This window comes from Phreatobacter sp. (assembly GCF_052440005.1).
GTDB lineage: Bacteria > Pseudomonadota > Alphaproteobacteria > Rhizobiales > Phreatobacteraceae > Phreatobacter.
Genome location: NZ_JBQVQL010000123.1, coordinates 1 through 10,725, shown reverse-complemented (window position 1 = coordinate 10,725; position 10,725 = coordinate 1). Strand labels below are relative to the sequence as shown.

At 69.7% G+C, this 10,725-nt stretch carries 11 protein-coding genes; 6 read left to right on the top strand and 5 right to left on the bottom strand.

Annotated elements, in window-relative coordinates; translation table 11 throughout:
• On the bottom strand, nucleotides 1-605 hold a 605-nt coding region (locus ACT6XY_RS20885; protein ID WP_444750234.1), incomplete at its 3' end, for an MGDG synthase family glycosyltransferase.
• Nucleotides 606-777: 172 nt separating this feature from the next.
• Here ACT6XY_RS20885 and ACT6XY_RS20880 point away from each other — a divergent pair.
• A complete protein-coding gene (locus ACT6XY_RS20880) occupies nucleotides 778-1,752 on the top strand; it encodes a threonine ammonia-lyase (RefSeq protein WP_444750233.1) in 975 nt (324 codons plus the stop codon).
• Between the two features lie 19 nt (nucleotides 1,753-1,771).
• Here ACT6XY_RS20880 and ACT6XY_RS20875 read toward each other — a convergent pair whose 3' ends face one another.
• Complete coding sequence (locus tag ACT6XY_RS20875) at nucleotides 1,772-2,785, bottom strand: hypothetical protein (RefSeq protein ID WP_444750232.1); 1,014 nt, start codon at nucleotides 2,783-2,785, stop codon at nucleotides 1,772-1,774.
• A 136-nt stretch (nucleotides 2,786-2,921) separates the two neighbouring features.
• Here ACT6XY_RS20875 and ACT6XY_RS20870 point away from each other — a divergent pair, with 136 nt between their 5' ends.
• Nucleotides 2,922-4,064, top strand: coding sequence for an MFS transporter (locus tag ACT6XY_RS20870; RefSeq protein WP_444750231.1), 1,143 nt, complete (start codon nucleotides 2,922-2,924; stop codon nucleotides 4,062-4,064).
• On the opposite strand, the gene dgcA is transcribed toward ACT6XY_RS20870, so the two are convergent.
• Nucleotides 4,034-5,017 carry an N-acetyl-D-Glu racemase DgcA gene (gene dgcA / locus ACT6XY_RS20865; RefSeq protein ID WP_444750230.1) on the bottom strand — a complete coding sequence of 328 codons (984 nt, stop codon included), beginning with the start codon at nucleotides 5,015-5,017 and terminating at the stop codon, nucleotides 4,034-4,036. The two genes, ACT6XY_RS20870 and dgcA, sit on opposite strands and share 31 nt — an antisense overlap.
• A gap of 13 nt (nucleotides 5,018-5,030) precedes the next feature.
• Nucleotides 5,031-6,089: an N-acetyltransferase DgcN gene (gene dgcN, locus ACT6XY_RS20860; RefSeq protein WP_444750229.1), complete on the bottom strand. Its 1,059-nt coding sequence runs from the start codon at nucleotides 6,087-6,089 to the stop codon at nucleotides 5,031-5,033.
• A gap of 136 nt (nucleotides 6,090-6,225) precedes the next feature.
• Here dgcN and ACT6XY_RS20855 point away from each other — a divergent pair, with 136 nt between their 5' ends.
• From ACT6XY_RS20855 to ACT6XY_RS20840, 4 genes are all read left to right on the top strand, one after another.
• Nucleotides 6,226-7,362, top strand: coding sequence for an MlaE family ABC transporter permease (locus tag ACT6XY_RS20855; protein ID WP_444750228.1), 1,137 nt, complete (start codon nucleotides 6,226-6,228; stop codon nucleotides 7,360-7,362).
• Between the two features lie 83 nt (nucleotides 7,363-7,445).
• Entirely contained in the window at nucleotides 7,446-8,156 is a 711-nt protein-coding gene (locus ACT6XY_RS20850) for an ABC transporter ATP-binding protein (RefSeq protein ID WP_444750235.1), read from the top strand.
• Between the two features lie 19 nt (nucleotides 8,157-8,175).
• Nucleotides 8,176-9,513: an MlaD family protein gene (locus ACT6XY_RS20845; RefSeq protein ID WP_444750227.1), complete on the top strand. Its 1,338-nt coding sequence runs from the start codon at nucleotides 8,176-8,178 to the stop codon at nucleotides 9,511-9,513.
• A gap of 20 nt (nucleotides 9,514-9,533) precedes the next feature.
• A complete protein-coding gene (locus ACT6XY_RS20840) occupies nucleotides 9,534-10,163 on the top strand; it encodes an ABC-type transport auxiliary lipoprotein family protein (protein ID WP_444750226.1) in 630 nt (209 codons plus the stop codon).
• Between the two features lie 87 nt (nucleotides 10,164-10,250).
• Here ACT6XY_RS20840 and ACT6XY_RS20835 read toward each other — a convergent pair.
• The coding region (locus tag ACT6XY_RS20835; RefSeq protein WP_444750225.1) for a hypothetical protein at nucleotides 10,251-10,725 on the bottom strand (475 nt) is incomplete at its 5' end.

The following is a 10,725-nucleotide window of genomic DNA, read 5'->3' as shown; positions in this document are numbered from 1 at the left end:
AAGTCGGCCCGCACCGGCAGGCCGTGGGCGTGGAGCCGCCCGCGCGGCAGCCCGCGCGACACCGCAAGCTCCACCGCCCGGTCCGTCGGCAGGTAGACGGCGGCGTTGCGCGGATGGAGCCACAGCGGATGGATGCCGCCGAGGTCGGTCACCACCGTCACGAAGGGTGTCAGCGGCGCCACCCGCTCCAGCACGGGCAGGACGAGGTGGTTGACCAGCGGGTGGACAGAGATGACGAGGTCGGGCCGCTCGCTGCGCAGCAGCGCCTCGATGCGGCTCCGCGACAGCCGCCGCACGATCGCCGCGGAGGACCGGCCGACGGGGCTGAGCGCCGTGACGCGCCACATGGCGTGCCATAGACGCGGCGTCCGGTTGACGACCGAATCGTAGGTCGCCGGCATGCGCGAGAAGGGAAAGGCGGTGTGGTCGGTCAGGAGGTCGACGATGGTGACCCGGCAGTCCGGCCGCCTGGCGCGAAATTCGGCCTCCAGCGCCCGCGCGCTGGCGAGATGCCCGCCGCCGGTGCGGCTCATCAGGATGAGCACCGCGAGCGGGCGCGGGGCCGGGCCGTCGGCGGCGTTGAGGCGGGCAGGGGCGTCGGTCACGCGAAAGTCTCCGCCCGCGTGTCTAGCGGCAGTCCCGCGGGAAGGCGAGGCCGCCCGCGGCGGTCCATCGCCGCATTCATCACGCCGCTTGATCGCCGGTCCCACAAGCGCTCACTTGCGACAGGCCCGCAGTCTCACGCATAAGGCGGCGCCGACCGCGAGGAGACCCGCCATGCCCGTGCTGCCCACCGCCGCCGACGTCGCCGACGCCGCCCGTCTCATCGAGGGCGTGGCCCGGCGCACGCCGCTCGTCACCTCGCACGAACTCGACGCCATCACCGGCGGCCGCGTCTTCCTCAAGGCCGAGCCGTTCCAGCGCACCGGCTCCTTCAAGTTTCGCGGCGCCTACAACCGCCTCGCCCGCATCCCCGAGGACCGCAAGGCCGTCGGCGTCGTCGCCATGTCCTCCGGCAACCACGCCCAGGGCGTCGCCACCGCCGCCCAGCTCCTCGGCATCCGCGCCACCATCCTCATGCCCAAGGATTCGCCCGTCCTGAAGCGGGAGCGCACCGCCGCGGCCGGCGCCGAGGTCGTGCTCTTCGACCGGGCCAAGGACGACCGCGAGGCCATGGCCCGCGACATCGCCGCCTCGCGCGGGGCCATCGTCGTGCCGCCCTATGACGACTTCCACATCATGGCGGGGCAAGGCACGGTCGGCCGCGAGATCATGGAGGATCTCGGCGCGAAGAACCTGGCGCCCGACACGGTGCTCGTTTGCTGCTCGGGTGGCGGGTTGCTGGCGGGCATTGCCCTGGCGGTGAGCGAGAAGGCGCCGACGGCGAAGATCTATTCGGTCGAGCCCGAGGGCTTCGACGACCACGCGCGCTCCTTTGCCGGCGGTGAGCGGGTCTCGAACGAGCGGCGCACCGGCTCGCTCTGCGACGGCCTCCTCGCCGCGACGCCGGGCGAGCTCACCTTTGCCGTCAACAAGCCGCTGGTGGCCGGCGGCCTCGTCGTCTCCGAAGACGAGGTTCGGCGCGCCGTGGCCTTCGCCTTCCGCGAGCTGAAGCTGGTGGTCGAGCCCTCGGGCGCAGTTCCCCTGGCGGCGCTGCTCGCCGGCCGCATCGACGTGAAGGGCAAGGTCGTCGCCGCCATCGTCTCCGGCGGCAACATCGATCCGGCGCTCTTTGCCGAGCTCATCGCCTGAGGGAGGCGCGGCGGGCGCCTCAGCTCGTCAGCGCCACCTTCTCGACGAAGCTCAGCTTCTCGATGTCCTCGATCCGCGGCAGGCCGGGGACGAGCGGCGCCTCCGTCTCACGGGGCGCACGCGGCGTCTCGGCCAGCGGCATCCCCGACGTGGAGAGCGCGGCCGCCGCCGTGGCGCGGGCGGTGGCGGGAACATCCTCGGCGGCCGCAGCCAGCGGGGCGGGCTCGCGGACCGGCGGAGCGGCAGGCTTCGGCGCCGTGATGGCCGGTACGGGCGCCGCGGCGACGGGCGCCGCATCGGCGAAGAGCCCGTCGTCCAGCATCATGTCGACGTCGGACTGCACCAGGCCCTCGCCGGGCTTCGCCGGACCGTTGAGGAGCGATGCCTCCTCCGAGACGGGGCGCGGTGCCGGCCCGGCCGGAGCGCGACCCTCGCCCCAGATCGCCATCATCGAATCGATGCGGTCCTCGAGGAAGCGCAGCACGCCGATCACCTTGCGGGTGCGCTGGCCGGTGATGTCCTGGAACGAGCAGGCCGTGTAGATGTCGGTGGTCTTGGTGTCGATGAGGTCGCAGACCTCGCCTTCGGCGCCCATCTCGCGCAGCGTCCAGGCGATCTCCTGGATGGTCTCGGCGGCGCTGAGGATGTCGCCGGTCGCGGTCGCCGTCGCCTGCACGATGGCGTCGAGCTCGACGGAGGCGTCCTCGAAATGGCCGGTGCCGGCATCCACCCCCTCGGGCTTGATCGCGGCGATCTCGGCCTTGGTGCGGGCGATGGCATGGGCCATCTCGCGGATCTCCATGCGGACCCGGTCGACGTCCGGGGTGGAGCGGGGAACGGATACCGCGCTCTCCAGCTTGCCGATGGCGTCGAGCACGGCGACGGTATCGGAATGGCGGTTGCGCCGGGCGTACTCGGCGAGGAACCAGCGCCCGCGGGCGGTTTCCATGACGGCCTGCTCGATCGCCCCGTAATCGGCCTCGGCGAGGGACACGGGCGCCAGCCGTGACGGGGGCGTGATGTCGTCGGTCATCCGTCGGTCCGCTCTCGCAGGATCAATCGTCCCGGTCTAGAACGGAACGAGGAAACGATTCTCTGATGAAATCTTAATGGTCCGTGACCTTTCCGCAAAATCGGACGATTCGAAGCATTTTGCGTCACGACTGGCGTTGTTTTACGCCGCCCTCTTCATCGGCTTCGGGCTCCACCAGCCCTTCTTCCCGGTCTGGCTGAAGGCCAAGGGTCTCGCCGACGGCCAGATCGGCATCGTGCTCGCCGGCGGCCAGCTCATCCGCCTCATCGCCACGCCGGTCGTCACCTATCTCGCCGACAAGGCGGGCATCCTGTCCTACGCCATCGTCATCTGCTGCTGTGCCACGGCCGTTGCTTTCATCGGCGTCGGCCTTGCCGACAGCTTCACCATGATCCTCATCGGCGTCGTCATCACCGGCCTCGTCTGGAGCCCGCTCGTGCCGCTGGTCGACGCCTATGGCCTCGCCGGCGTCGCCAAGCGCACCCTCGACTACGGCCGCATCCGCGTCTGGGGCTCCATCGCCTTCATGGTGACCAACATCGTCGGCGGCCTTGCCCTCACCCTGGTCGCCCCCGACTGGATCGTCTGGATGATCTGGGCGAGCATGATCCCCCTGGTCGTCGCCTCGCTGATGCTGGTGCACGACCGGCGCGACCGCTCGGTGGCGCCCTCAGGCCCCGGCTTCTTCAACCAGCGCTTCGTGCTCATCATGATCGCCGCCGCCCTGCTGCAGGCGAGCCACGCGGTCTATTACGGCTTCGCCTCCATCCACTGGAAGGCTCTGGGCTATTCCGGCTTCACCGTGGGCATGCTCTGGGCCATCGCGGTTCTCGCCGAGATTGCCATGTTCTGGCTGGCGACCCGCTTCACGCGGGACTGGCGGCCCACCACCTTCCTGCTGATCGGCGGGGCGGGGGGCCTCTTGCGCTGGGTGCTGATGGCGCTCGACCCGCCGCTCTGGATCAACGGGCCGCTGCAGCTTCTCCATGCCGCCGGCTTCGGCCTCGTCCATCTCGGCACGATGTCTTATCTCGCCGCGCGCCTGCCGGCCCACCAGCGCGCCAGCGGGCAGGGCACTGTCTCTGTCGCCATCGGCGGAGCCATGGCCCTGTCGACGCTGATCGCCGGCTATCTCTATGCGCGGGTCGGTGCCTCGGCCTATCTCGCCATGGGGTCGCTCTGCGTCGCCGGGCTCATCGTCACCGTGGTGGCGAGGGCCATGCCGGTGCCGCGCCCCACAGCCCCCGTTCAGCCCCAGAGCGAGGGCGTCGGCGGATAGACGGTGGCGCCTTCGTAGCGCAGGCCCTCCGGCCGGTCCTCGCGCAGGAGGAGCGGGCCGTCGAGATCGACGAGAAACGCCTTCTGCGCGATCAGGGTGGCCGGCGCCATCGACAGCGACGTGCCGAGCATGCACCCGGTCATGATCTTGAGACCCAGCTTCTCCGCCTCGGCGACGAGCAGGAAGGCCTCGGTGAGGCCGCCGGTCTTGTCGAGCTTGACGTTGATGGCGTCGTACTTGCCGGCGAGCTTCGCCAGCGACGGGCGGTCGTGGACGCTCTCGTCGGCGCAGATCGGGATCGGACGGCGCACGTGGCGCAGCGCCTCGTCGTCGGAGGCGGGCAGGGGCTGTTCCACCAGCGCGATGCGGAAGCGCTCGCAGACCGCGAGGTTCGCCTCGAGATTGGCCGGGGTCCAGCCTTCGTTGGCATCGATGACGAGGGTCGCATCCGGCACGGCGGCGCGGATGGCGGCGAGCCGCTCGGCGTCGCCCTCGCCGCCGAGCTTGATCTTGAGATGCGGGCGGCCGCACCGGGCCGCCTGCTCGGCCATCTCCTCGGGCGAGGACAGCGAGATCGTATAGACCGTCGTCAGCGGCTTCGGCGTCGGCAGGCCCGCCAGGTCCCAGGCGCGCTTTCCGGCGAGCTTCGATTCCAGGTCCCACAGCGCGCAGTCCACCGCATTGCGCGCCGCGCCCGGCTTCATCGCGGTGAGCAGGCCCTGCCGGTCGAGGCCGTTGTCGAGCGCGTCGACCATGGCCTCGATGTCGGCGGCGACCCCGTCCACGGATTCGCCGTAGCGGGGATAGGGCACGCATTCGGCGCGGCCGATGGCCGAGCCTTCGCGGATTTCGCAGACCACCACCACCGCCTCGGTGCGCGAGCCGCGCGAGATGGTGAAGGTGCCGGCGATCGGCCAGCGCTCGGTGCGGACGGTCAGTTCACGGGAGGCCATGGTGCGGGACGCCTCAGTTCGCCCGGCGGGCGGAGGTCTTGGCCTTCTTCGGCCGCGGCTCCGGCTCGCCGTAGAGCTCGGCGAGGGCATCGACCAGCGGCTCGACCCCGAAGCGCACTGGGTCGGTCGCCGGGAGCTCGTACTCACGCGACAGCCGGTCCAGATAGGTGAAGGCCTGGTCCTCGGAGAGGTGCTCGGTGTTGATCGAGAGGCCGGTGCAGATGATCGCCGGATTGGTCAGGCGCCCGAGATTGACCGTCTGCTCGATGACCTCGTCGATCGAGGGGAGCGGCGTCTGCACGCCGCGCATGGTGCGCCGGGTCGGCTCGTGGCAGACGATGAAGGCGTCCGGCTGGGCGCCATGCAGCAGGCCGAGCGTCACGCCGGCGAAGGAGGGGTGGAAGAGCGAGCCCTGGCCCTCCACCACGTCCCAGTGCAGCGGGTCGGCGGCAGGGGTGAGCCACTCGGCCGCACCCGCGATGAAGTCCGCCACCACCGCGTCCACGGCGACGCCGCGCCCGGAGATGAAGATGCCGGTCTGGCCGGTGGCGCGGAAATCGGCGTCGAAGCCGCGATCCCGCATGCCCTTCTCCATGGCCAGCGCCGTGTACTTCTTGCCGACGGAGCAGTCGGTGCCGACCATCAGCAGCCGCTTGCCGGAGCGCAGGCCGCCCTTGCCGGTCGCGAAGGTCTGGGTGGGATGGCGCACGTCGTGGAGCTGGCGGCCGTGCTTCTTGGCGGCGGCGGCGATCTTCGGAATGTCCGAGAGCTTCGCGTGCAGGCCGGTGGCGATGTCCATGCCCGCCTCGATCGCCTCGACGATGCTGGCGATCCAGTGGTCGGGCAGCACGCCGCCGGCATTGACGACGCCGACGACCAGGGTCTTGGCGCCGGCCTTGGCACCTTCGGTGATCGAGAGGTCGTCGAGGCCCGTATCGGCCTTGCAACCCTCGAGGCGCACCTGGCCGACGCACCAGTCGCGGCGCCAGTCGACGATACCCTGGGCCGTCTTGGCGGCGAGCTGGTCGTGGACGTCCCCGAGGAAGAGGAGATAGGGCTTGGCGAGTTCCATGAGGGGCCTGCGCGGAGAATGAGAGGGGCGGCGACCTCGACGGCGCCGGACGGCTCCTTTATGGAGAGACCGAGCGCGCGTGCCAAGCCGGACCCGCGCATGCGACTTATTCGCGGCCGTGAGCGGGAAGAGCCTCGTGCCTGAAGCCCAACTGGCGAGCAGAGTGGACGGCAGCCGGCTGACGGTGGCCTTCGGCGGGATGTGGACGGCCGAGACGGCCGGCGACATGGAGCCGCAGGTCGCCAGCCTCATCGCCGAGGGGGGCTCGCCGCAGTCCGTCCTGCTCGATTTCTCCCGCGTCCAGCGCCTCGACACCCTGGGCGGCACGCTGGTGCGCGGCATCGAGATGGCCTTCGGCGCGCGCGGCATCCCCGTCGAGCGCTCCGGCCTGTCGAAGGCCGCCGCCACCATCTACGGCGAGATCGCCGAGGGGCTGTCGGAGCCCGCGCCGGTCCCGTCGAAGGAGAAGCCCGCGATCGTCCAGGCCCTCGACAAGGTCGGCGAGCAGATGGTCGACGCCGGCCGCGACATGGTGGCGCTCGTCTCCTTCTTCGGCGAGGTGGTCGCCGCCGCGGGTTCGCTGTTCACCGGGGTCGGCCGCTTCCGCCTCGCCGCCGTGGTGACCCAGCTCGACCGGGTTGCCTTCCGGGCCGTGCCGATCATGGCGCTGATCACCTTCCTCATCGGCGGGATCATCGCCCAGCAGGGCATCTTCTTCTTCCGCGACTTCGGCGCCGACACCTACGTGGTCGACCTCGTCTCGATCCTGACCCTGCGCGAGATCGGCGTGCTCATCGTCTCCATCATGGTGGCGGGTCGTACCGGCTCGGCCTTCACCGCCGAGATCGGCTCGATGAAGATGCGCGAGGAGATCGACGCGCTGAAGGTCATGGGCCTCAATCCGGTCGAGGTGCTGGTCCTGCCGCGCCTCACCGCCCTCGTCATCGGCCTGCCGCTGCTGACCTTCATCGGCAACATTTCCGCCATCATGGGCGGCGCCATGGTCGCGCAGTTCTACGGGCAGATCCCCATCGACATCTTCTTCACCCGCATGCAGGAGGAGGTCGCCCAGCGCCATATCTGGGTCGGCCTCTTCAAGGCGCCCTTCATGGCGCTGATCATCGGCCTCGTCGCCTGTATCGAGGGCATGCGGGTCAAGGGTTCGGCGGAGAGCCTCGGCCAGCAGACCACCGCCTCGGTGGTCAAGGCGATCTTCCTCGTCATCGTCCTGGACGGCATCTTCGCCATCCTCTTCGCCAGCCTCGGCTACTGACGGAAGGATCGCCCGTGGGAGAATACGAGACAGGCGACGTCATCATCTCCGTCCGCGACGTCGCCATCGGCTTCGGCGAACGGATGATCATCGACGGCCTCGACCTCGACGTTCGCGCGGGCGAGGTCCTTGGCGTCGTCGGCGGCTCCGGCACCGGCAAGTCCGTGCTGACCCGTTGCATCATCGGGCTCGTCCCGAAGCGCCGTGGCAAGATCACCGTCTTCGGCCAGGACCTCGACGGCCTGTCGCGCGCCGAGCACAAGGCCATCGAGCGCCGATGGGGCGTGCTGTTCCAGCACGGTGCCCTGTTCTCCTCGTTGACGGTGAAGCAGAACATCCAGGTGCCGCTGCGCGAATATCTCAAGCTCTCCGAGCCGCTGATGGACGAGATCGCCCGGCTGAAGATCGCCATGGTCGGCCTCAAGCCGGAGGCCGCCGACAGGTACCCCTCGGAGCTGTCGGGCGGCATGATCAAGCGCGCCGCGCTTGCCCGCGCGCTCGCCCTCGACCCCGAAATCGTCTTCCTCGACGAGCCGACCTCCGGCCTCGATCCCATCGGCGCCGAGGAATTCGACACGCTCATCAGGACGTTACGCGACACTCTGGGCCTGACCGTGTATATGGTCACCCACGACCTCGATAGCCTGGCGCGAATCTGCGATCGCATCGCAGCCCTCGCCGAAGGCAAGGTCATCGCCACGGGAACGATGGAGGACATGCTCCGCCATCCCCATCCCTGGCTGAAGCAGTATTTCGGCGGCGAACGTGCCCGTGCCGCCCGGGTCAAGGCGTGAAGGATGTGAGCCCAAACGCATGGAGACCAAAGCCAACACGACGCTGATCGGCCTCTTCACCCTCGGGGTGCTGGGAGCCTTCGGCCTGTTCCTCTGGTGGTTCCTGCGCGTCGGCGACAGCAGCAACCGCGAGGATTTCCGCGTCGTCTTCACCGGTCCCGTGAGCGGCCTGCGCACGGGTTCGGCGGTCTTCTTTAACGGCATCCGCAAGGGTGAGGTGCGGCGCATCGACATTGACCCGAGCGATCCGCGCAAGGTCGTCGCCATCATCGCCCTGCAGCCGGGAACGCCCATCTCAACCGCGACCCGCGCCAACCTGAACGTGCAGCTCCTGTCGGGAATCGCCTCCCTCGGCCTGGTCAACGGCCCGGACCCGGCCCAGCCGCTGCAGCGCGCGGCCGGCGGTCAGCCGCCCCAGATAGGGCCGGACGTGCCCGGTGGCTCGGACATCATGTCCGGCGCCCAGCAGACGATGAACACCCTGAACGGCCTGGTGAATCGCCTCGACGCGGTGATCGCCGAGGGCCAGGGTTCGTTCCAGCAGAGCCTGCGCAACGTCGAGAAGTTCACGGCCGCCCTCGGCGACAATTCCGACGGCGTCCGCGAGTTTCTCGGCCAGACAGGCGAGGCCGCCAAGCAGATCGCGGCCCTCGCCCAGCGGCTCGACCGCGTCACCACCCAGATCGAGGGGATGATGGAGGGCGCCCAGCCCGGCCGCATCACCTCCATCCTGCGCAACATCGACGAGCTGACCGGCGGTCTGAACGCCCAGCGCGAGACCTTCGCCGACCTCTTGCGCGACGCCCGCACGGCGGCGAGTTCGCTGACGCAGACGCTCGGCACCGTCAACGAGGTGGCCGCGAGCTTCGACGTTCGGGCGCTGAACCGCACGATGGCCGGCGCCGACCGCGTCATCCAGTCGCTCGACAGCGAGCGGATCGGCCGGGCCATGGCCAATATCGACCGGTTCACCCAGGCGCTCGGCGACAACTCCGCCAATGTCGACCTGCTGCTGAAGAACGCCGGCGAGGTGTCGGGCAAGCTCAACGCCATGGCCGACCGAATCGACGGGCTGCTGAAGAGCTTCTCGGGCGATGGAACCAACAACATGTTCGCCGAGTTCACTGCCACGGCGCGGTCCGTCCGCACTCTCGCCGAGCGGCTCGATACCCGCACGGCGCAGCTGACGACCTCCATCTCCGGCTTCACGGATCGGACGATCCGCGATATCCAATCCCTGTCGACCGATGGTCGGCGAACGCTGACCGAACTCGAACGGACCCTGCGCTCTCTGGAGCGCAACCCGCAGAGGTTCATATTCGGCGGCTCGGGCGTGCCCGAATACAATCGCCGATAGGCGGAACTGAAGGTTCGGGCGTGCAGCACACCACGGTGGCCGACAAGGGATCGAAGCGGGCAGGGCGCAGCGGCAGACTGGCGTTGGCCGGGCTGATGGCTCTGGCGCTCGCGGGGTGTTCATCCTCCTCCAACGTGCCGCGCGGTTTCGACATCACCGCGCCGACGACTTTTCCCGCCCGCGCCGGCTCGGTCCGCGGCCAGCTGCTGGTGGTCGAGCCGAAGGCCATCGCCAGCCTCGACACCGAGCGCATCGCCGTGCGCGGCCCCGGCGGCGCCTATTCCTACCTGACCGACGGCGCCTGGGCCGACCGCCTGCCGAAGCTTCTGCAGGCGCGCCTCATCCAGTCCTTCGAGAACGCCAACCGTCTGCGCTCCGTCGGCCGCCCGGGCGATCGCCTCGCGTCCGACTGGCAGCTGCTCGCCGAGATCCGCTCCTTCGAGGTCGTCGCATCGGGCGCGACCGAGGTGGTGGTGGAGATGTCGGTGAAGATCGTCAACGATCGCTCCGGTCGGATCCTCGCCGGTCGCGTCTTTTCCGCCCGCGCCCCTGCGGCCGGCACCGACGCGGTGAACGTGTCGACCGCCTTCAACGGCGCGGTCCAGAGCGTCATGCGCGAGATCGTGCTCTGGTCCACCGGCCAGGTCTGACCCCACCGCTTCCCATTCCGCCCTTTGGCGGCAACGAAAAAGGGCGCCGCGCGGCGCCCTTTTTGCGTGTCAGCCCGGAGGGCCGCTTCAGTCGAAGCGGCCGCTCGCATGGGCGAGCAAGGTGAAGACCTTGCCCGTCTCGGAGGTCAGGTAGGACTTGGCCAGCGAGCCGTCGCGGTCGTTGCGATCGACATCCGCCAGGAGCCGCTGGAACTCGTCGACATAGCGGTCGACGGTCGCGCGGAACTCGACGTCGCGGCGGTAGCGCCGCCGCAGCTCGTCGAAGGTCTGCTGGCCCTGCGTCGTGTAGAGGCGGCGCGAGAAGACGTTCCGCTCGCCGCGGCGCCAGCGATCCCACAGGTCTGCAACCGCCTCGTGGTCGACCATCCGCGCGATGTCCGAGGACAGGGCGTCGAGATTGTCGAGGGCCGTCGGGGCTGGCGTCCGTCGCTGGGCGGGCCGCATGGGCTGGTCGGTCTGCTCCTCGGTCGAGGCGCGGGCGAGGAGGTCCGACAGCCAGCCGCCGGAGCGGTCGGCCGCCTTCGGCGCCTCAGTGCGGGCC

What these genes read in the sequence shown, in the direction of transcription:
- ACT6XY_RS20875 (WP_444750232.1), bottom strand. Translation starts at nt 2,785, where the DNA reads ATGACCGACGACATCACGCCCCCGTCACGGCTGGCGCCCGTGTCCCTC.
- dgcA (WP_444750230.1), bottom strand. Translation starts at nt 5,017, where the DNA reads ATGGCCTCCCGTGAACTGACCGTCCGCACCGAGCGCTGGCCGATCGCC.
- dgcN (WP_444750229.1), bottom strand. Translation starts at nt 6,089, where the DNA reads ATGGAACTCGCCAAGCCCTATCTCCTCTTCCTCGGGGACGTCCACGAC.
- ACT6XY_RS20850 (WP_444750235.1), top strand. Translation starts at nt 7,446, where the DNA reads ATGATCATCGACGGCCTCGACCTCGACGTTCGCGCGGGCGAGGTCCTT.
- ACT6XY_RS20845 (WP_444750227.1), top strand. Translation starts at nt 8,176, where the DNA reads ATGGAGACCAAAGCCAACACGACGCTGATCGGCCTCTTCACCCTCGGG.
- ACT6XY_RS20880 (WP_444750233.1), top strand. Translation starts at nt 778, where the DNA reads ATGCCCGTGCTGCCCACCGCCGCCGACGTCGCCGACGCCGCCCGTCTC.